Raw genomic sequence first — 19006 nt, forward strand, 5'->3', positions numbered from 1 at the left:
CGATATTTAGTGTACGAATCAATCGCATTGCGCGGCCCTTCGGGCCCACGCCTGCCGTGGGGAGCCCCCGGACGTCGACGGATGTGAAGGAAGGTCCGCGGGCTCGTTCGTGGGATCAGATGGAGGAGAGTCCGCATGTGGCAGCCGTTCAACGAAGAGCACGAGCAGTTCAGGAAGACGGTCCGAGCGTTCGCCGAGAAGGAACTCGCGCCGCATGCCGAGGAGTGGGAGGAGGCGGAGTGCTTCCCCAACTCGGTGTTCAAGCGCGCCGGTGAGCTGGGCATCCTGGGCGCGCACTACCCCGTCGAGCACGGGGGAGCCGGAGGGGACTACTGGTTCTCCGTCGCCAAGGCAGAAGAGCTCGTCCACAGCAACGCCGCCGGGGTGTCCATGGGCCTGCTCGTGCAGAGCGACATGGCCACGCCCGTGATCAGCGACATCGGCACCAGGGAGCAGATCGAGGAGTTCCTGATGCCCGCCCTGGCGGGAGACAAGGTCGCCAGCCTCGGCGTCTCCGAGCCGGCCGCCGGCAGCGACGTGGCGGGGATCCTGACCGTGGCGCGCAAGGACGGCGACGACTACCTGATCAGCGGGCAGAAGACGTTCATCACCAACGGCACGCGCGCGGACTTCGTGACCCTGCTGGCGAAGACGTCGCCGGAGAAGGGTGCTCACGGGTGCTCGTTCTTCCTCGTGCCCACCAACCTGGCAGGCTTCCAGGTCTCCAAGAAGCTGAAGAAGGTGGGCAACAAGTCCTCCGACACCGCAGAGCTGTTCCTGGAGGAGGTGAGGGTGCCGAAGCGCTACCTGCTCGGTGAGCAGGACCAGGGCTTCATGTACCTGATGCAGAACTTCCAGACCGAACGCCTCATCGCCGCCGTCGGCGCCGTCGCGGGGGCCTTCAAGGCGCTCGACTACTCCGTGAACTACGGGCGCGAGCGGACGGCCTTCGGCAAGCCGATCATCAAGCGCGAGGTGTGGCAGCACAAGTTCGTCGACCTGTACACGCGCTGCGAGGCGGCACGCGCCTTCGGGTACCGGTGTGTCGACATGTACAACGAGGAGCGTTACGTGAAGAACGTGCCGCTCAGCTTCGAGACGGTGAAGCTGATCTCGATGGCAAAGATCCTGGCAGGAGACGTCGCCAGCGACGTGATGGACGCCTGCCTGCAGTTCCACGGCGGCTGGGGATACATCGAGGAGTACCCGATCGCCCGCGCCTGGCGCGATCAGCGGCTGCTGCGCATCGGCGGTGGCACCACCGAGACCATGAAATACTACGTGGCCAAGCTGATGGGGTTCTAGGTTTCCACGCCAGGTTGCACGGCACGGGGCGGTCGTTTAGCGTGCCCCTGTGTCCAAGGCGCGGATGCTCGCTGGGGGGCTCGTGGAGCCAGGGGCCGGGGTGCCAGGCGCCGTCATCGCCTACGTCGCCGTGAGCGGCGGCACCCAGGGCTCGCGGCTGTTCCGGGTCGAGGGGCCATCCAGCATGCCGGGCGTCGAGGAGCTGCCTTCTGCCACGACCATCGACCTCGGGCGGTTCGATCGCGACGCCCAGGAGCTGCTCGCGCCAGCGCTGACCGCCATCGAGGAGAGAGGCGGACGAGGGGCCATCACGCGCCCTTCTCCAGCCTGGGTCTGCTCCGTCGTGCGCGCATACCTGCGCAGCGCCGAGGGGCTCGAGGTCGACTGATCAAAACTTGAGGCCGACCACGAAAAAAAGAGAGACAACTGAGGCGGGAGGCTGTAGATATCCCGCCGCCTAACGCACGGGGCTGTAGCTCAGCTGGGAGAGCGCCTGACTGGCAGTCAGGAGGTCAGGGGTTCGATCCCCCTCAGCTCCACTCTTTCACACCCAGCTTCCAGAGGTGATCGACCCTCTGGAAGAACCCTTCGTTGAAAAGACCTGCTCGGATTGTAGAGCTGTAGACAGGCCTCATTCCCCTGTCCGCACCGAGAACCGGATGGAGATTCGGTCTTGTGGCTCCTCGCAGGATGCGTGATCCTGCCGGCGTCATGATGGCTGTCCCCTCCTTCTCCCGCTCGCCGTCTTCAACGAAAGCCCTGCGCTGCTTGATGCTGGTGGCGACAGCCGTGACGCTCCTGGGCGCCACGGGCTGCATGACCCCCGTCGCCCCTTACGAGCGCGCCAAGCTCGCCCACCCGACCATGTCGGCCGCAGACCAGGCAGGCCACGGAGAATCCCACCTGCGGGCCATCTCCGAGGGCGCCATCGGCGGCAGCGCCGGCGCAGGCAGCGGCTGCGGCTGCAACTGAGTACTGCGGAACTGCGTGCGGCAATTCAGGGACCTTCGGTCCCTACGCTCCCGATGGTCGCTACCCCCGTGACTTCGCTCGAACGCCGAGCCGAGGAGCAGGGACGGGCCTCACAGCCCCTGCATCGGCACGGGTGGCAGTAACGCCGCGCGACGCAGCGCCTGCTGGCCGCCAGAGCTGGCCTGGGTAAGTCTCTGCGGATGCTGCCGCGCGAAGAACTCGCCTTGCTCCTCCGTCCCGCTGCCGGGGGGCTCTACGTCGTCTCCACGGGTCGAGCCGAGCAGCTCGCCATGCAGCAACAGCTCTACCGCGCCGACTCGGCGGCGGAGGTGCAGTCCCGCTGGCTGGAGTCTCTGGAGCGCATCCAGACCGCCCGCGTGATCCTGCTCGGTGTCCCGTCCGATGTCGGCGCGGGCTACCGGCGCGGCGCGAACCTCGCGCCCCAGTTCATCCGGTCGACCCTGCTGGAGACGCACCCGGAGTTCCCGGACTGGGCCGCATCGGCTGGCGTGGTGGACATCGGTGACGTCTTCGTGGTGCCGCAGCTCCTCCACGACGACATGCTCTCCGAGGCGCAGAAGGAGGCGACGAGGCGCGCGCTGTATCCGGAGCTGTCCCCCGAGGAGGCTGCCGCGCTCCCCGTCTCGCCGCTGTCGATCACCGAACGCGCCCTCGACCTGGTCTTCCAGCTCAACCCAGGGGTCGCGCCCATCGTGCTCGGCGGGGATCACTCCACGGCACTGCCGGTGGCGCGGGCGCTCGCCCGGGCGAGGCGTGAGCCGTGGGGCATCGTGCAGCCAGATGCGCACACCGACCTGCTCGAAGAGCGGCTGGGGATCCGCGACTGCTTCGCCACCTGGTCCTACCACGCGAACGAGTTGCTCGGCCGCGGAGGGCGCCTGACCCAGGTGGGGACGCGGGCGTCGCGGTTCGGACGCGCCCACTGGGAGTCTCGCTACGACGTGCGCCAGTTCTGGGCGAGCGAGTGTCTCGCCGACCCTGCTGCAGCGCTCGACGCGATCCTGGCGCACGTGCGGAGCACCGGCGTGCGCGGCGTGTACTTCTCCAACGACATCGACGGGACGGACGACACCTTCGCCGATGCGACAGGCACGCCCGAGCCCGCGGGGTTGCACCCCGACTTCGTGGTGGAGCTGATCCGCCGGCTGGGCCGCGAGGTGGGGCTGATCGGGGGCGACGTGATGGAGGTCGCGCCGATGCTGGGCCGGACCAGCGAGGGTAACCGGGTGACCCTGGCGCTTGCCGTGCGCTACCTGCGGGAGACGCTGGAAGCCACGCTTGGTCAACGGCTCGCCTGACGGCGGCTCGCCTGATCCCCGCGGCGGTGCGCGTCAGGGCTCGGGGCCGGTCGCTGCCGGGAGGGAAGGGTCGCTGGCCCAGTCGCTCCAGGAGCCCTCGTAGAGGATGGCGTCCTCCCGGCCCAGCAGGGCGAGGCTGAGCAAGGTGTGGCAGGCCGTGACGCCCGAGCCGCAGTAACAGACGAGGGTCGGAGCATCGAGCGCCCCGAGCGCGCGGTAGCGGCTCTCAAGGGTATCCCGATCGAGGAAAGGGCCCCCGGGAGCGACGAGGTTCTGGGCGAAGGGCGCCGAGCGCGCGCCGGGGATGTGGCCAGGGCGAGGGTCGACGGGCTCGACGCGGCCCTCGTACCGCTCGCCGGCGCGTGCATCGAGGAGCACGGCGCGGGGATCGTGGCGGTAGCGCGCGACCGCGGCGCGATCCACCGCCGGGACGTGGCGGGGGGTGAGCGGGAGGAGCGGTGCCGGCGCGAGGGTGGGCTCCTCCGTGGAGAGAGGGAGGCCAGCGGCCTGCCAGGCATGAATGCCCCCGTCGAGGACCCGCGCTGCGGTGGCGAGGCCGAAGTAGCGGAGAAGCCACCAGAGACGCGCAGCAATGGCACCGCCGGCATCGTCGTAGGCGACGAGGAGGCTCCCGGGGGTGAACCCGAGCCGCGACAGGCACCGCGCGAAGGCTTCCGGACTCGGGAGAGGATGCCGACCCGGGCCAGAGCCAGGAGCGCCCGCAAGCTCGGTGTCCACGTCGACGTGGAGCGCCCCCGGGATGTGGCCCCGGCGGTACGCCTCCGCGCCCTTGTTGCCGCCACCCAGGTACCACCTGCAGTCGACCACGCGCACCGACGTGCTCTCGGCGTGAGCGGCGAGCCAGGAGACGTCGACGAGGAGGTCGGGGGCGCTGAGCTTCTCCATCATGTCACTCCTGTCACGCCTGTCACGCCTGTCACTCTTGCGTCTGCTCCTCCTCCCGGATGGGAGGGCGGAGGACGGAGGGGGGAAACCACTCGAAGAAGCGGTGGATGTACTGGCGCCGCTCCGGCTCGATGTACTCGAAGACGCCGCCCCGATCGTTGATCTCCCAGAACTCGTTGCTGGTGACGGCGAGCATCTCCGCGCGGATCGAGCGCAGGCGATCGGGCCGCTCGTCGCGCATGTCCCGGTAGATCTTGCGGGCGAGCGAGGACTCGCCCCTCTGGAGGTAGTAGGTGGCAAGCTTGACCTGGGCCTTGCGCACGCCGCGGAGCGACGACTCCTGCTGCTCGACCTCGGCCTCCTTGTCGACCTCCAAGAAGATGCGGAGAAGCTCGTCGCGGGCCGGGCTCTTGAGGAGGTAGGCCACCTCGTTCACCTCGCAGAGATCGAAGGCCACGGTCTCGGTGAGGAAGGCCAGGCCGATCGGCTGCGCCATCTGCGCGTAGTATTTGAAGTGCCGGGCGATCTCCACGACCTCCTGGCTCCAGCCGGCTTTGAGGAGTTCCTCGGCCAGGTAGCGGTACTGATTGAGGACGTTGTACGCGGCGGCGACGTCCTTCGCGTTGAGCGAGCGGCGCATGTACGTGTTGAAGAACTTCACCACGACCTGCAGCGCATCGCGGTCACCCGCGCCGATCGCGGCCTGCCCGATGTACCGGGTGTCGATGGCGACGCGGGTGATCAGGTCCGGCATGGTGGCGAGCGCCTCGCGGTACACCATGAGGAGCTGCCTCAGCGCCTTGTACTCGAGCCAGGTCCGGGTGCTGGAGAGCTTGTTGAGCGCCTCCAGGTTCATGCTCACGAAGTCCGCGTCCCTGGCCAGCTCACCCTGGATCTGGAACCACCGCGGATCGAGATCGGGCTTGTGGGGGACGTAGGCGACGACGAGCTGCCCGATCGAGTCGACCGTCTTCGAGGCGATGCCCTTGTCCTTCTGCTCGATGGCGTTGAGCACGATGTCGGCGAGCTGCTCCAGCGAGGACAGCGCCAGCACCCGGCGCTCGTCCACGGCCCGGTCGTTCTCCTGGCCCGGTCGGCTGTGCTGCAACGCGCGCGCGACCCCGCTCGCCTTGATGCGGCCGACGACGTTGTCCGGCTCCAGGAAGTCGAAGACGTACGCGAAGTACGGCGCCATCATCAGGAGGCTCAAACTGAGCAGCACCATCGTGGTGATGACGCCGTAGAAGGGGATGAAGGGCTGCGGCAGGGACCCCGAAGCGGCCTCCCGGATCGAGAAGTTCACCCACAGCGAGAAGACGGCGCTGAGGACGAAGAAGGCCATCACCGCCAGGTTCGTCCGATCCCTGACGAACATGTCCGTGATGCGTGGGGTGTAACGGTTGGCCGCGAGCTGGACGATGATCGACGCGACGGTGATCACGATCCCGAGGATCGCCGCGATCACCTCGCCGACCCCGCCCATGATCTGGGCCGCCTCGGAGGCCGAGATGTTGGTCAGGATCTGCAGGGCCGTCAGCCCCTCGTTCTCGGGGCGAAGGAGATCGAGCTGGTGAATGAGGACCACCAGGGCGAGACAGACACCGCCGAGAAACGAGAGCGGGTAGATCCAGATGCGCCGCGCCATGGTCCAGCGCCTTCGCGCCTGGCTCACGTCTCGCACGGTGGCGGCTCGCGCCCGGATCGAGAGGATGGGACCCCGCTCCATGCCGTCCATCCCCCGTGATCAGGGAAGCGGGATCCGGTTCATTTCTTCTCGGGCGAAGCGTCGAGGTCCTCGGCGAGGTAGCTGAGGATCACCTCGTCGAGCGACTTCTCGCTGATCAGATCTTCACCGAAGATGGAGGCACCCTCGTTCGGTCGTGTCGTCCCGAAGATGCTGGCGGGGCGCGGAGGCGCATAGCGGCCAGCGCTACTGCGCTGCGGCTCGACGGAGGGCGGGGGCGGCTCGACGGTGGGCGGGGTGATCGCGCTGTACGCGCCCGCGCTGGAGCCGGGGCGCCTGCCGATCACCGACGCAGGAGGCGGCGGCAGATCCTGAATCTGCTGCTGGAAGCCTGTCTGCGCCTCGGCAGCGGCGCGCTCCAGGATGTCCAGGTCGAGGTCGATGGCAGGCTGATCCGGGGTGCTGGCCGCAGGCGAACGCTGGGACGGCTGCGCCTCCTGAGGGGCCGTCTGCGCCGGTACTGCGCTGCTGTGCGGAGGCGGTGACACCCGGGCCGAAGGCGTGAGTGGCTGCATGACGCGGGGGCCGAGGTTGTGCAGCGCCGCCGCGTCGAGTTCGATCCGGGGACGGGAGCTGGTCCTTCGCGAAGGCGGCACCCCCTCGATGGTGGCCGCGGCAGGAGGGACCACCGCATCCCCCTCGGACGCGAGGGAAGGCGGTGTCGGCCGGGGAGGGACAGGCGGCGGCCCCGCCAGGGTTGCCGAGGGGCTGCCCGGGGCGCGTCCGGCCGACAGCGAAGGGCTCGACCCGTCCACCCGGGCCGAAGAGAAGCTCGTCGTGGTGGGGATGGAGGCGGGCGGAGCAGGCGGCGGCGGAGGCTCCGGAGCAGGAGCAGCCCGTGCTGGCTCCGCGGGCGCCGGTGGAGCGTCTGCCTTCGGAGCGTCTGCCTTCGAAGCGTCTGCCTTCGAAGCGTCACCCTTGGCGGGGTCTACCGACTTTGCAGCACCCTCATCGAAGAGGCGGTCGAAGTGCCCCTCGCGCAAGGCGATGAACATCGCCTTGTGCTGCTCCTTCATCATCTCCCGCACGGTCTCCGCCATGGTCGGCGTTCCCACGTGCTCGGCGTAGGGCGTCTTCGTGGTCTTGAGAATCCGGCCACCATCCGCGAACAGGTGCGTGATGATGTGCGGGTGGCGGATCCCCGAGTCCTCGGTCTGGATGTGGAACATCCGCCCCTTGTGCCGGACGTTGTTGTTGAAGCCGAGCAAAGGGGACGGGGCTTTCACGGCTAGCAGTCCAGGCAGGTGAAATCGGGGGTGGACACGAATGCGCCCGGTTCAAGAGAGCCTACCATAGCTCCGACCCGGAGCGCACGGCTCCGCTGGATGGTTCCCTGAAACTGCAAGGAGACGACGCGCCCGAGCTCCGCTGGCGCTCGCGCCCCTCCGGCAATTCCTGACAAACCGGGGTAGATCACGAGGTTCTCAAGCCTGCTCCGCCTGTTCGCGCTGCACGTATTCATGGCTCAGGGCAGGCAACGTTCCAGCTCGTCGGCGTTGCTGGCCTGGAGGCCGCAGCGCACCTCGTCGCGCGTGAGCTCGGCTTCACACCGCGGAAACCCGCGCTCTTCGACCACGGCCCTGGCTGCGGCGCGCCGCTCCGCGATAGCTACCACGAAACGCGGCTGGTCCGCGACCGCGGCATGCGCCACGTGCTCCACGTACCGATCGAGAAGCTCGACGCACTCCTCGCTGCTCGGACGTTCGTCCATCGCCCGCAGGACCGGCCGCAGGGCAGCCGCGCCGCCCAGCAGGATCACCACGGCGAGCGCCGCCCCGAGATCCCTGGCCGTCGCCCGCTTCAGCGCAGACAACGATCCACCTCGTCCGCGTTCCCTGCCTGCTTCACGCACGCCACGGCCTGGTCCGTGATGCGTCGGCCAATGCAGCGGTTGATCAGGTCCTCGCCGCGCGCCGTCCGGACCGTGGCCGTTCGCTCCGCGACGAGCTTCGGATCCGTGATGCTCTGATCGCGCAGCTCCAGCTCCACGGTGCGCTGAAAGATGGCCTCGCATTCGTCACGGGTCGCCGGATGCCCGCAACCCACCCCGGCGAGGACGAGACCGCAAGCGAGGACCAGGGTCGAGGCGGGCGAGGCGGTGGAGAGGCCGCGGTCAGCCAGGAGGTGGCCCGAGATCCGTGCCCATGCGCGCATGGGCGCGACATATGGCCTCACTGCGCCCTCGCTGCAACCCCCTGACGCCTCGCGTCGAGGTTTCCAGACAGTCCCCCGACGTCACTCCTACATCGCTCCTACATCGCTCCCGCGTCGCTCCCGCGTCGCTCCCACGTCCCTCCAAGTGACACCCTCCATGCGCACTGCGTCGCCTTCGGACGTTCTGCACCTCGTGCAAGTGACCCGGATGTTGAGTGATGGAATGGCCATTCTGCCGCTGCTAGAGTGAACTCGTGGGCAGAAGGGACGAGCGTGGCAACGGGGCAGCAGCACCGACGATCGCCAGCCGACCCTGGGAGAAGCGCGCGGCCCCAGCCCCCCTCGACGAGGATCGTAGCAGTGGCCCTGGCACCGCCAGCCGGCGCCGCAGCGAGGCCGCGACCCGCGCGAAGAAGCGGCCGCAGCAGGCCAGCAAGCGCCTCACGCCTCCGGACGCCGAGGAGATGCTTCGCCGCGCGCTCCTGGCCCAGACCACGCGCTCGCGTGCGCTCTGGGCGAAGCGCGGGCTGAGCCTCCGAGGCCCGCTCGACGTCAGCACGCACGGCCTTCTTCTCCGCCAGCTCTACCTGGCGCGCTACGAAGACCGCCGCTTCGAGCAGGCCGTCGCCATCGCGAAGCAGATGGTCGACCTTGGCGTGCTCCCCGACGTGGCCCATCAGGACGCCGCGCGCGCCTCCGTGGCCCTCGGCGACCTCGAGGGGGCCCTCGGCCACCTCCGCCTGGCGACCCGCATCGCCCCCCCCAGCCGCCGCGCCTTCCACTGGTGGACCCTGGGTAGCGTGCTCCACCTCGCCGGCCGCCACGACGAGGCCATCGCCGCCCTGAGCCGGGCTCTCCGCTGGGGCACCACCGACAAGCCCCTCTACCTCGGCCACCTCGCCGTCGTGCAGCGCGAGCGTGGCGTCGAGTCCCCGGAACTCGGCCCCCTCATCGCGCAGCTCGCCGCCGCCCCCGCAGGCCAGGGCTACGGCCGCTTCGTGCTCGGCCACCTCGCCTTCCTCGATGGCCGCTGGGACGAAGCCCGCGCCTACCTCGAAGCCTTCGTGCGCCGAAGCTCTTCCGGCCGTGCCATCCTGGCGATCTCCCTCGAAGGAGAAATCTCGCGCGCCCGCGAAACCCTCGCGCGATTGCCCCCCTCGTGACTTCGCTCGAACGCCGAACCCAGAACCTGGCGGGCTCCTCCTGGCCCCTGAACCGGCTGTTCTCGCGCTTCTGCTTCCTCGCGACGGCACTGCTCCTCCTCGCCGCCGGGCTCGCAGGATGTGGCCCCCTGGCGCCTGGATCCGGCGCCATCGTCGTCGGCGTCACCAGCGAACTCCGTGTCGGCGTCGACATCGCGCAGATCCACATCCTCCTGCGCGTGTCTGGCGCCACCGTCCGCGACGAGTGGAGGTCCGTCGCCGAAGGCACCCTCACCTTGCCCGCGGAGATCCAGGTCGACGACCTCGACGACGGCGCCGAGGTGGAGGTGGCGCTGGAGGCCTTCCGCCCGGACGATCCCGTGAAGCCCCTGATCCTGCGCAGCGCCGCGACCCGTGCCGTGTCCGGCAAGACGCTGCTCCTGCGCGTGCCGCTCCAGCGCGCGTGTGTCCTCGGGCCCTCCGACGCAGGCTGCGGCGCCTCCGAGACCTGCATTGGCGGCCAGTGCGTGGACCCCCACGTCGACCCCGCGACCCTCGACGAGTACACCTCCGAGTGGTCCACCGCCGAAGACGACGTCTGCAAACCCGACCCCTCCGGCCTCCCCGAGGTCATCGTCGGCAAAGGCCAGGGAGACTTCCTGCCCCTCAAGGCGCTCGACGAGATGCAGGTCGAAGCCGGCCCCCAGGGAGGCCACCACATCTGGATCGCCCTCCGCGTGAAGAACCTGCGCCGCTCCGGATCGATCACCTCCATCCGCGGCTACCTCCCCGAGCTTGACCATCAGGTCCGCTCCTTCGACGTCATCTTCAGCTTCGATCCCGACGAAGGCGGCTACTGCAGCCTCCACGGCCTGCGCTTCCAGATCGACCACGACCTCGACATCGATCAGATGCTCGGCAAGGTGATGGACGTGCAGGTCACCGTCACCGATCCCGACGGCGCCATCGGAGAGGGCGCACAGCAGATCACCCTCTCCGATGCGATCCTGTGACCTTCGCGGCTGCGTTGCCGTGAGCGAAGGTTCCCGCTACGGGAAGCCGCGTCGAGGCTAGAGGGAGGGTGGGTGCCCTCACGCACATCGGGTTCCCCGGCGCCCGAACCGTGGTCTCGGTCACGTGAGCGGCGTCCGGGGTCACGTGGGTCGTGGTCTCGGTCACGTGAGCGGCGTTCGGGGTCACGTGAACTGGATTCGCGTTCACGTGAATGGAGTTCGCGTCGACGAGGATCGGGTTTGCGTTGACGTGAATCCGGTTCACCGTCACGAGACGCTCTGAACCGGTGCAGAACAGGCGGTTTCCTGGCGCCCCTCGTGCTTTCACCCTCACGGGAGGTGAGATTGGTGACCCTTGAGCTGGCCTCGGTGAGCAGCTTCCCCGCAGGCGTGTTGACCATGCAACTGTCGCTGTCGGGTGAACCAGCCGTGGGTGAAGACGTCCAGGGTGCCTTCGGCTTGCAGGTGACGGAGAGTGGCCTCGATGCGCTCCTTCTCGGTGGCGCTCGGGGCTGAGAGTGCCGTGCAGGCTCGTTGCCACGCGAAGAGCAGATCGAGCACGCGCTCGGTGAGGCGGCGTTGTGCGTCGGCGCGCTCTCGACGGAGGCGCTCGAAGGCGATCTCGTCGTCGGAGAACACGACGCGGTCCAGGCGCCAGGTGGCGCGGGCTTCGAGCCAGAAGCTCGCGCCGCCGCTCGACGTGGTCCGATCGGGCGCCGTGGTCGTCGGGGAGAGGCGCTGTTCTTCCTCGATCTCGCGTGCGATGCGGAGCCGGAGCTCGGGGAGCAGCGCGGCGGCGCGGGCGCGTGTCCCGAGGGCTTCGGCGAAGGCCTCGGGGTCGGAGAGCCGCGCGTGCCGCAGGGCCATGGCCACGGCTGCCCGCGCCAGCTCGGGGGTGACGAAGGGGCGTGTGGGGGGCTCGGCGGGGTGAGGTGACGCGGCGGGATCCGCATCTTCGGGGCGTTCCGTGGACGCGGCGGCGTCACTGGACGCATAGGGGTTGAGGGGGGAGAGGCGCTCCGGATCGTCGGTGGAGGGTCTGGCTCTTCCACCGTGCCGCGCGGCTGTCGCGGCTGTCGCGGCTGTCGCGGGCGCCCAGAGAGCGCGCGCGGCACTCCTGCGAGAGAACCTCTCCAGCGGCACCGTGGCGACGAGCAGGAGTTGCAGGGCAGGGGAGCTGTCGATCCAGGCGGAGCTGGCCTGGATGCCGACGTCCAGCGGGTCTGGCTGGGGGGCACCGGAGCGCTGGAGCGGTGGCTCGTCGAGAGGTGTCAGGCTCTGGGGCAGCGGCGCCACCTCCTCGTCCAGCGGGAGGGCATGGGCCTTTCCCGCGAGGAGAAGGAGGAGCAGGGCGCTGCAGAAGGTCGGCAGAAGACGCGAGGCGGCGGGAAGGGGAAGGATGGGAGAGGCCACCCCTGTTTATCGGCGGTGGCGCGAGGTCAGTTGCGCGCCAGCGTCCGATTTCTGGTCAGCGGCCGCTGCCAGGCCTCGGGGCACCGGCCCGAACGAACCAGGACGTCATCCCCCGCGGCTCGGGCTTGTGACTGAGATCGCTCGCGCCTCCTGCGTTCCAGAGGTGGACGTCCGGCATCGCCGCGTGGGCGTCGGAGTCGCTCCAGTCTCTGGAGTGCTCGCTGGCGCCGCCAGGAGGGATCGGCCGGTTGGAGCTGCTCCAGTCTCTGGAGTGCTCGCTGGCGCCGCCAGGAAGGATCGGCCGCACCGAAGCGGGGAAGAGGGGCTCGGAAGACCCCTGGAGCGGTTCTGCGAAGCCGGCGTGCTGGCCAGGTTGTCGGATGCTCTGGGGGAAGCGGGCGCCTTCCGGCAGGAAATCGCGCGGTGTCGCGGAGGTCGTGGGGGCGCTCGCGGGCGCCGTGGCGTGCGTCCCGGCGTTGAAGGGGGAAGAGGGACTTGCTGCCGACCAGGCCTCGTTCGCGGCGAGAGGCGCGGTCGTCTCGGCGTGGGCGAGGTCGGTGGCGGGCACGAAGACGTCAGAGGCTCTGGCCGCCATCGGTGCGCTCATCCAGGCGGGGAGCTGCTGAGGCTCTCCCGAGCGGAGCGCGCGGGGCGAGGCGATCTCGAGACCGACGGCGAAAGGCTCGAAGTCGTCGTGCCACAGCCACCCGACGCTCAACCTCACGGTGGCGCCGGCCGGGATGCCGCGCACGAAACGGTCGCCGGAGAGCGCGTCGATGGACAGATCGCGGCGCTCGACGCGCGGGCCTCCCCAGGTCGGCAGGACGGCGATGAGGCGCACGTTGAGGTGCCCCTCGGGGTTGCGCGCGCGTGCCTTGGCGAGGGTGACCGGGCGGATCTCCCAGTAGAGGTAGATGTTCTCCGGATCCACGGCCATGCCCACGATCTCGTCGACGGCGTAGCGCTCGGGCAGGGTGTCGTCGTCGAGATCGGCCTGCTCCGGGGAGGTCTCGGCATCGGCAGGGTCGGAGGAGGCCGCGGTCCGAGCTTCCCCGGCGGCATCGTCGTCGTCGTCCGCAGCGGCGGCCGGGTCCGCGCCGACGCGGGCCGTGGGGGGCGCTGCGCTGGGCAGGGGAGCCGCGTTCCGGCTCGCGGTGGCGGCGAGTGCGGGCTGCTCGGGGGCGGAGGCGTCGGCAGACGTCGAGGGGTGGGCGGTGTGGTCAGGCGGAATGGGCGCTGCTGCAGGAGGGCTCGGGGGCCGAGGGGTGCCGTCGGGGGGCTGGGTTCCCGGCTGCGACGAGGCTGCTTCACGCTTCCCGGCGGGGGTGGGGGAAGCGGCTGCGCCGGGTGAAGACTCTTTCCGTACGGTCTGCGCGGTCTGCGCGGTCTGCGCGGTCTGCGCGGTTGCAGGCGTGGTGTCCTCGTGGTGCGTCTGCGTGGCGCCGCTCGGGGGCGGTTCGGCACCGCGCTTGCGGCGCCGCGACTGATCTTGCAGCCGCTGCCGGAGCTGCTTCGCCATCTCGTTGCCCGGATCGCGCACCAGCACCTCGTCGAGCACGGCGATGGCGCGGTCGTGATGACCCTGCGCGGCGTAGATCTCCGCGAGCGTCACGGTGGGCATCGGAGGCGGGGCGGGGGGCCAGGGCTCGGTCCCTCCGCCGCGGAGCGTGCGCGCGGCTTCGGGGAGGTGCAGGCCTCGCTCGACCACGCGGGCGAGGAGATCGCGGGCGCGGCCCAGGAAGCCGCGGGCGCGGGAGCGTTCACCCTCGTTGCGCACGGAGCGGGTGAGGATCTCGTCGATCAGCTCGGCCTGGGTCAGCGTGCGCGGTCGGGGCACGCCCTGTCGCTCGGCACGGGCAATGAGCTCTTCTCGCGTCAACTCCTCCAGATCGCGCCGCTGCATGGCGGCGGACGCTAGCACAGCAGCGTGAGAGCGGCGCTTCTTGATGCGGGCTTCAACGCCAGGCGTCACCCGCAGCGGGAAGAGGGGAGAGGGGCGCGAGCGTGCGCCGGGCTGCCTCCGCGTCGGTGGCGATCTGGGCGCGGAGCTCGTCGATGCCGGAGAAGCGCTTCTCCGGGCGCAGACGGGAGATCAGGTGAACCCTCAAGGTGGCGCCGTAGAGATCTTCGTCGTGATCGAGGAGGTGGACTTCGACCGTGGGCGGCGCCGAGGGGCCTTTCACCGTTGGACGGACGCCGAGGTTCATCACGCCGCGGGCCAGGGCCGTGGCCTTGCCGTCGCTCGACAGGCGATCGACCAGCGTCGCGTACACACCGAAGGGGGGCAGCGCCTCCGCGACCTCGGCGAGGTTGCAGGTGGGAAAGCCGATCGTCCTTCCGCGCTGATCTCCCCGGACGACCACCCCGGAGAGCATGTGGGGGCGAGAGAGGAGCCGCGACGCTTCGTCGAGATCGCCAGCGGCGAGGAGCGCGCGGATGCGGGTGCTCGACCACGGGCCTTCGTCGTCGCCGACGAGGGCGTGGGAGCGGGCTTCGAAGCCATGGCGCTCTCCGAGGAGGGCGAGGGTCTCCAGATCTCCGGCGCGGTTGCTCCCGAAGCGGAAGTTGTTGCCGACCACCACCACGGCGGCGCCGAGCTGCTCGACGAGCACTGCGCGCGCGAAGTCCTCGGGCGTCTGCTCGGAGAAGCGGCGGTCGAACGTGGCGACCGCGACCTCCAGGGAGGGGCTCACCCTCTGGATCAGTTCGACCTTGCGCGCCATCACCGTGAGCGTGGAGGGAGGTGTTCGCCCGAGCGCCAGGGCGGGGTGCGGCGCGAAGGTGAGCGCGACAGGGCGGAGCTTCCGGCGCTGTGACTCGGTGATGGCGTCCGCGAAGAGGGCCTGATGTCCGCGGTGCACACCGTCAAAGTTCCCGATGACGATGAGGCTCCCGGGCGGCGCGCTGTCCGACCCCTGCATACGCTCGGCTCCGACGAACTCCACGCCACGTTCACTACTCCCAAGTGGCATCCGCCTCAAACGGGTGGATCTGCGCGCACTGGGCGCGGGCTGGGCGCGGAGAACACGCATGCGGCGCGATGACCGGCTTGACGTGTCTGTAGCTGGCTGTTAGAGCCGCGCTCGCCGAAGACGGGGGGGTCCAGGCTGGAGGCGTGCCGTGTTCAAGAGGGTCGCGATCTTCTCCGGCAATGCCAATCCGGTACTTGCGCAAGAGATCTGCCAGGTGCTGGACTACCCGCTCGGAAAGGCGAAGGTCAGTCGCTTCTCCGATGGCGAGACGTTCTGCGTGATCGAGGAGAACGTGCGCGGCGTGGACTGCTACGTGGTCCAGCCGACGTGCTCCCCGGTCAACGACAACGTGATGGAGCTGCTGATCATGGTCGACGCGCTCCGGCGCGCCTCGGCAGGGTCGATCACCGCGGTGATCCCTTACTACGGCTACGCGCGGCAGGACCGCAAGGTGGCGCCGCGGACGCCGATCACCTCGAAGCTGGTCGCCGATCTCATCGTGGCCGCGGGGGTCAACCGCATCGTCTCGCTGGACCTCCACGCGGGGCAGATCCAGGGCTTCTTCAACATCCCCTTCGACCACCTCTTCGCCATGCCCGCGCTGCTCGATCAGCACCTGCGCGAGCAGTACAGCAAGGATGTGGTGATCGTCTCGCCGGACGCGGGCGGCGTGGAGCGCGCGCGGGCCTACTCGAAGCGGCTCGGCGGCACCCTGGCCATCATCGACAAGCGGCGCGAGAAGGCGAACGTGAGCGAGGTGATGAACATCATCGGTGACATCGCGGGGAAGCGCTGCCTGATCCTCGATGACCTTATCGACACCGCGGGCACGCTGGTCAACGCGGCCAACGCGCTGATGAAGGCGGGGGCGCTCGACGTCGCCGCGTGCGCGACCCACGCCGTCCTCTCGGGGCCCGCGGTGGAGCGCATCCGTGAGTCGCCGCTGACCGAGGTGGTGGTCTCCAACTCGATCCCGCTCCAGGAGGAGGCCAGGGCCGTCGGGAAGTTCCGGGTCGTGTCGGTGGCCAAGCTGCTCGCGGAGGCCATCCGGCGGATCCACCACTCGGACTCGGTGAGTTCTCTCTTTGTGTAACCCCGCCGTGTGACCCTACCTCCCGTGTGACCCTGCCTCCGCTCCGGGAGTGCAGGCCTTCACTTGCAGCAGGCCCGGATCCTCTGCTATAGCCGCGACCCCCCCGGGTCCCGGGTGTGCCCGAACTTCCCAGGAGAGACTGTCGTCATGGAGATCATCAAGCTCAACGCTACGCGCCGTGTCGAGAGCGGCAAGAGTTCCGCAGGCCGCCTCCGCCGCCAGGAGCAGATCCCGGCTGTCGCCTACGGCCGTACGCTCGCCCCCATCCAGGTCGCCGTCGCTCCCAAGGCGCTGACCCAGATCCTCAGCTCTGCCCACGGGCAGAACTCGGTCGTGGAGCTTGTGGTCGAGGGAGGGGAGACCCTGACCGTGATGGTGAGGGACTTCGACTACCACCCGATCTCGCGGGTGCTCATCCACGCCGACTTCCTCCAGGTGAACCTCGACCAGCCCGTCGACGTGGAAGTGCCCTTCCGCTGCACCGGCAAGGCCAAGGGCATCGTGAGCGGCGGCATCCTGCAGCAGATCTTCCGGACGATCCCGGTCCGGTGCCTGCCCGAGAAGATCCCGTCCGTCATCGAGATCGACGTCTCGGATCTCGACGTGGGCGACGCCCTGAAGGCCTCGGCCCTGAAGCTGGAGGAGGGGGTCAAGGTCCGGCTCCCGGAGGAGCAGACGATCGTGGTCCTCGCGGCTCCGGAGAAGGCTGGCGCCGAAGAGGAAGCCAAGCCGGGGGCTCCCGGGGCGGCTGCTGCTCCGGCGGCTGCCGCTGGCGCTGGCGCGAAGGCTGCTGCCGCGCCTGCCAAGAAGGACGAGAAGAAGAAGTAGCCGAAGCGCTCGGCGCGACGTCCCCTCATGCATCTCGTCGTCGGCCTGGGCAATCCAGGCAAAGAGTACGCATCTCACCGGCACAACATCGGTTTCATGGCGATCGATGCCCTCGCCGAGGAGATGCGCTCCGGCGCATTTCAGGATGGGTTCTCGGGGCAGTTCTCCAGGATGGAGACTGCCGGCGAGAAGGCCATTCTGCTCAAGCCGGCGACGTACATGAACGAGTCGGGCAGGTCCGTGCAGGCGGCGATGGCGTTCTTCAAGATCCAGCCAGAGGGCCTGCTCGTGATCCACGACGAGCTCGACCTGCCCTTCGGGGACGTGCGGCTGAAAATGGGCGGAGGCCACGCGGGCCACAATGGCCTCCGCTCGATCATGACGCACCTGGGGAATGGTGAGTTTTGCCGTGTCCGCATGGGCATCGGCCGTCCGCCAGCCGACTTTCGTGGAAAGGTGGCGGATTACGTGCTGTCGGGCTTCAACGAGGCCGAGCGCGGCGCATTGCCCGCGTGCGTGAGGCTCGCGACACAGGGCGTGCTAGACGTGATCGCGCGTGGCGCCGAGGCCGCGATGAACATTCATAACACTCGGCACAAGCGCGAAACCGGAGTATCAAGAGCTTAACCTATGGGTGCGGAGCACTCCGCACGCATGGACTGCAACAGGTCCGTTGACACTTCCTCGCTCTGGGAATGCATCCTGGGGCCTCATGTCCAAGGGGAAATACTGTGAGTCGAATGGTGACGGCGCCGGGGCGCGCCAGAGAATACGAGACGATCTACATCCTGCGACCTGACATCGAAGCGGACAACGCGGAGCGCCTGGGCTCGCGTCTCGCCGACGTGATCGGCCGCGAGCAGGGGCGGCTGACCAAGGTGGAGACGTGGGGTCGCCGCCGGCTGGCCTACGACATCACCAAGCACCGTCGCGGCGTGTACGTCTACCTCAAGTACCTCGGTGGCGGGCGCGTGGTGGCCGAGATCGAGCGAAACCTCCGGCTCACGGACGGGGTGCTGAAGTACCAGACCGTGCTCCTTCGCAACGACGTGGAGGCCGAGGGCGTCGCCATCGTCGACGAAGAGGTGAAGTTCGAGCGCCTCGAGCTGCCTCCGATCGAGGAGGAGCGCGACGAGTCCCGCGAGCGGCAGCTTGGGCTGATCGAGCCCGAGCGGCGCGCGGAGCGGAACATGGAAGTGCAGAGCGTCGAGGACGATGGCGACGTCGACCAGGAGCCTGAGGCTGGCGGCGACGAGGAGGAGGGCTGACCCATGAACAGCCGTGGATCCGATATGGGCCGCAACAGCAGCTCCGACTACGATGACCGCGATTACGGTCGCACGCCGGACCTCAACGCGGACGCGCCGGGGCGCCGCCGGACTGGCAAGAAGCGTGTCTGCCGCTACTGCGCGGACAAGGCTCTCGTCATCGACTACAAGGACCCCCAGGCCCTCAAGTACTTCATCTCGGAGCGGGGCAAGGTCGTCCCGCGCCGCATCAGCGGGAACTGCGCGCGCCACCAGCGCAAGGTGACGCTGGCCATCCAGCGGGCGCGGAACATCGCGCTCCTTCCCTTCACCGTGTCGGCGTAGGAGGCTTCCATGGCGACTCACATCCACGTCGTCCTGACTCAGGAACTCGACAATCTCGGCAAGAGCGGCGAGCTCGTGAAGGTGCGCCCGGGCTTCGCGCGCAACTACCTGGTCCCGCGCGGGCTTGCCGTCACTGCCACCGCGGAGAACGTGGCGCGCATCGAGCACCAGAAGAGGGTGATCGAGGCTCAGGCGGTCAAGTCTCGTGCCGAGGCGGAGCAGCTCGCGAGCAAGCTGAACGCCGTGAAGATCTCCATCTCCCGGCCTGCCGGTGAGGGGGACAAGCTCTACGGCTCCGTCACCACCCGGGACATCGAGGAAGCGCTCGCCAGCCAGGGGTTCACCGTGGACCGGCGGCGCATCGAGACGGACGCGATCAAGTCCGTCGGCACCCACTCTGTACAGATTCGCCTCGCGCCCTCGATCACCGCCAAGATCGAGGTCGTCGTCTCCGCGAAGTAGCACCGCTGCTTCTCGGCGACGCGAGGCCTCTGGTCAGGTTTCGTGTCTGCAGCGCCCCGGTAGCTTCGGCTCCGGGGCGTCTCGCATTTCT

Annotated in this window: 20 protein-coding genes and 1 tRNA gene; 13 read left to right on the forward strand and 8 right to left on the reverse strand. The window is 69.0% G+C overall.

Features of this window, described 5'->3' with window-relative positions; translation table 11 throughout:
* Positions 1-135: 135 nt before the first annotated feature.
* The 5 genes from CAP_RS22665 to CAP_RS22685 all read left to right on the forward strand — a co-directional run bounded on the left by CAP_RS22665 (position 136) and on the right by CAP_RS22685 (position 3596).
* A complete protein-coding gene (locus tag CAP_RS22665; RefSeq protein WP_044244548.1) occupies positions 136-1305 on the forward strand; it encodes an acyl-CoA dehydrogenase family protein in 1170 nt (389 codons plus the stop codon).
* Between the two features lie 49 nt (positions 1306-1354).
* Positions 1355-1693 (forward strand): hypothetical protein, encoded by a 339-nt coding sequence (locus CAP_RS22670; protein WP_044244550.1) that lies wholly within the window; start codon positions 1355-1357, stop codon positions 1691-1693.
* A gap of 78 nt (positions 1694-1771) precedes the next feature.
* Positions 1772-1844 (forward strand) — tRNA-Ala (locus CAP_RS22675).
* A gap of 172 nt (positions 1845-2016) precedes the next feature.
* The gene (locus CAP_RS22680; RefSeq protein ID WP_197041310.1) at positions 2017-2277 is read left to right on the forward strand and encodes a DUF4266 domain-containing protein; all 261 of its coding nucleotides are present in this window, start codon (positions 2017-2019) and stop codon (positions 2275-2277) included.
* A 200-nt stretch (positions 2278-2477) separates the two neighbouring features.
* Positions 2478-3596, forward strand: a complete 1119-nt coding sequence (locus tag CAP_RS22685) for an arginase family protein (protein ID WP_044244554.1) — start codon at positions 2478-2480, stop codon at positions 3594-3596.
* A gap of 33 nt (positions 3597-3629) precedes the next feature.
* On the opposite strand, the gene CAP_RS22690 is transcribed toward CAP_RS22685, so the two are convergent.
* The 5 genes from CAP_RS22690 to CAP_RS22710 all read right to left on the reverse strand — a co-directional run bounded on the left by CAP_RS22690 (position 3630) and on the right by CAP_RS22710 (position 8400).
* Positions 3630-4505: a sulfurtransferase gene (locus CAP_RS22690; RefSeq protein ID WP_044244557.1), complete on the reverse strand. Its 876-nt coding sequence runs from the start codon at positions 4503-4505 to the stop codon at positions 3630-3632.
* Between the two features lie 28 nt (positions 4506-4533).
* Positions 4534-6228: a DUF2254 family protein gene (locus CAP_RS22695; protein WP_231511624.1), complete on the reverse strand. Its 1695-nt coding sequence runs from the start codon at positions 6226-6228 to the stop codon at positions 4534-4536.
* A 38-nt stretch (positions 6229-6266) separates the two neighbouring features.
* Positions 6267-7472: a RomY N-terminal domain-containing regulatory protein gene (locus CAP_RS22700; RefSeq protein ID WP_052375676.1), complete on the reverse strand. Its 1206-nt coding sequence runs from the start codon at positions 7470-7472 to the stop codon at positions 6267-6269.
* 239 nt (positions 7473-7711) lie between these two features.
* Positions 7712-8059, reverse strand: coding sequence for a hypothetical protein (locus CAP_RS22705; protein ID WP_044244560.1), 348 nt, complete (start codon positions 8057-8059; stop codon positions 7712-7714).
* Positions 8047-8400: a hypothetical protein gene (locus CAP_RS22710; RefSeq protein ID WP_044244563.1), complete on the reverse strand. Its 354-nt coding sequence runs from the start codon at positions 8398-8400 to the stop codon at positions 8047-8049. Before CAP_RS22710 ends, CAP_RS22705 begins: the two co-directional genes overlap by 13 nt.
* A 254-nt stretch (positions 8401-8654) precedes the next feature.
* On the opposite strand from CAP_RS22710, the gene CAP_RS22715 reads away from it, so the two are divergent.
* The gene (locus tag CAP_RS22715; protein ID WP_231511625.1) at positions 8655-9563 is read left to right on the forward strand and encodes a tetratricopeptide repeat protein; all 909 of its coding nucleotides are present in this window, start codon (positions 8655-8657) and stop codon (positions 9561-9563) included.
* A complete protein-coding gene (locus CAP_RS22720; RefSeq protein WP_052375677.1) occupies positions 9560-10555 on the forward strand; it encodes a hypothetical protein in 996 nt (331 codons plus the stop codon). The genes CAP_RS22715 and CAP_RS22720 overlap by 4 nt, the downstream gene beginning before the upstream one ends.
* Positions 10556-10885: 330 nt before the next feature.
* Here the strand turns inward: CAP_RS22720 and CAP_RS22725 are convergent, their stop codons facing one another.
* The 3 genes from CAP_RS22725 to CAP_RS22735 form a co-directional block, all read right to left on the reverse strand.
* Positions 10886-11968: a hypothetical protein gene (locus CAP_RS22725; protein WP_044244564.1), complete on the reverse strand. Its 1083-nt coding sequence runs from the start codon at positions 11966-11968 to the stop codon at positions 10886-10888.
* Between the two features lie 55 nt (positions 11969-12023).
* Positions 12024-13805, reverse strand: a complete 1782-nt coding sequence (locus CAP_RS22730; protein ID WP_156041053.1) for a DUF4912 domain-containing protein — start codon at positions 13803-13805, stop codon at positions 12024-12026.
* 118 nt (positions 13806-13923) lie between these two features.
* Positions 13924-14913: a bifunctional riboflavin kinase/FAD synthetase gene (locus tag CAP_RS22735; RefSeq protein WP_052375678.1), complete on the reverse strand. Its 990-nt coding sequence runs from the start codon at positions 14911-14913 to the stop codon at positions 13924-13926.
* Between the two features lie 175 nt (positions 14914-15088).
* Between CAP_RS22735 and CAP_RS22740 the strand changes: the two genes are divergently transcribed.
* The 6 genes from CAP_RS22740 (at position 15089) to rplI (ending at position 18915) form a co-directional block, all read left to right on the forward strand.
* On the forward strand, positions 15089-16033 hold the full coding sequence (locus CAP_RS22740; RefSeq protein ID WP_044244571.1) for a ribose-phosphate pyrophosphokinase: 945 nt from the start codon (positions 15089-15091) through the stop codon (positions 16031-16033).
* Positions 16034-16180: 147 nt separating this feature from the next.
* Positions 16181-16861, forward strand: a complete 681-nt coding sequence (locus CAP_RS22745; protein ID WP_044244572.1) for a 50S ribosomal protein L25/general stress protein Ctc — start codon at positions 16181-16183, stop codon at positions 16859-16861.
* A 27-nt stretch (positions 16862-16888) separates the two neighbouring features.
* Entirely contained in the window at positions 16889-17488 is a 600-nt protein-coding gene (gene pth, locus CAP_RS22750) for an aminoacyl-tRNA hydrolase (RefSeq protein WP_044244574.1), read from the forward strand.
* A 113-nt stretch (positions 17489-17601) separates the two neighbouring features.
* Complete coding sequence (rpsF, locus tag CAP_RS22755) at positions 17602-18129, forward strand: 30S ribosomal protein S6 (RefSeq protein WP_231511634.1); 528 nt, start codon at positions 17602-17604, stop codon at positions 18127-18129.
* Between the two features lie 3 nt (positions 18130-18132).
* Positions 18133-18453 carry a 30S ribosomal protein S18 gene (gene rpsR / locus CAP_RS22760; RefSeq protein ID WP_044244579.1) on the forward strand — a complete coding sequence of 107 codons (321 nt, stop codon included), beginning with the start codon at positions 18133-18135 and terminating at the stop codon, positions 18451-18453.
* Between the two features lie 9 nt (positions 18454-18462).
* Positions 18463-18915: a 50S ribosomal protein L9 gene (gene rplI, locus CAP_RS22765; protein ID WP_044244581.1), complete on the forward strand. Its 453-nt coding sequence runs from the start codon at positions 18463-18465 to the stop codon at positions 18913-18915.
* Positions 18916-19006 lie beyond the last annotated feature (91 nt).

The organism is Chondromyces apiculatus DSM 436 (assembly GCF_000601485.1).
Classification (GTDB): Bacteria; Myxococcota_A; Polyangia; order Polyangiales; family Polyangiaceae; genus Chondromyces; species Chondromyces apiculatus.

Excerpts from the sequence above, each read along its gene's own strand:
- rpsR (WP_044244579.1), top strand. The coding sequence starts at position 18,133 with ATGAACAGCCGTGGATCCGATATGGGCCGCAACAGCAGCTCCGACTAC.
- rplI (WP_044244581.1), top strand. The coding sequence starts at position 18,463 with ATGGCGACTCACATCCACGTCGTCCTGACTCAGGAACTCGACAATCTC.
- CAP_RS22745 (WP_044244572.1), top strand. The coding sequence starts at position 16,181 with ATGGAGATCATCAAGCTCAACGCTACGCGCCGTGTCGAGAGCGGCAAG.
- CAP_RS22685 (WP_044244554.1), top strand. The coding sequence starts at position 2,478 with ATGCTGCCGCGCGAAGAACTCGCCTTGCTCCTCCGTCCCGCTGCCGGG.
- CAP_RS22680 (WP_197041310.1), top strand. The coding sequence starts at position 2,017 with ATGATGGCTGTCCCCTCCTTCTCCCGCTCGCCGTCTTCAACGAAAGCC.
- CAP_RS22690 (WP_044244557.1), bottom strand. The coding sequence starts at position 4,505 with ATGATGGAGAAGCTCAGCGCCCCCGACCTCCTCGTCGACGTCTCCTGG.
- pth (WP_044244574.1), top strand. The coding sequence starts at position 16,889 with ATGCATCTCGTCGTCGGCCTGGGCAATCCAGGCAAAGAGTACGCATCT.
- rpsF (WP_231511634.1), top strand. The coding sequence starts at position 17,602 with ATGGTGACGGCGCCGGGGCGCGCCAGAGAATACGAGACGATCTACATC.
- CAP_RS22695 (WP_231511624.1), bottom strand. The coding sequence starts at position 6,228 with ATGGAGCGGGGTCCCATCCTCTCGATCCGGGCGCGAGCCGCCACCGTG.
- CAP_RS22665 (WP_044244548.1), top strand. The coding sequence starts at position 136 with ATGTGGCAGCCGTTCAACGAAGAGCACGAGCAGTTCAGGAAGACGGTC.
- CAP_RS22710 (WP_044244563.1), bottom strand. The coding sequence starts at position 8,400 with ATGCGCGCATGGGCACGGATCTCGGGCCACCTCCTGGCTGACCGCGGC.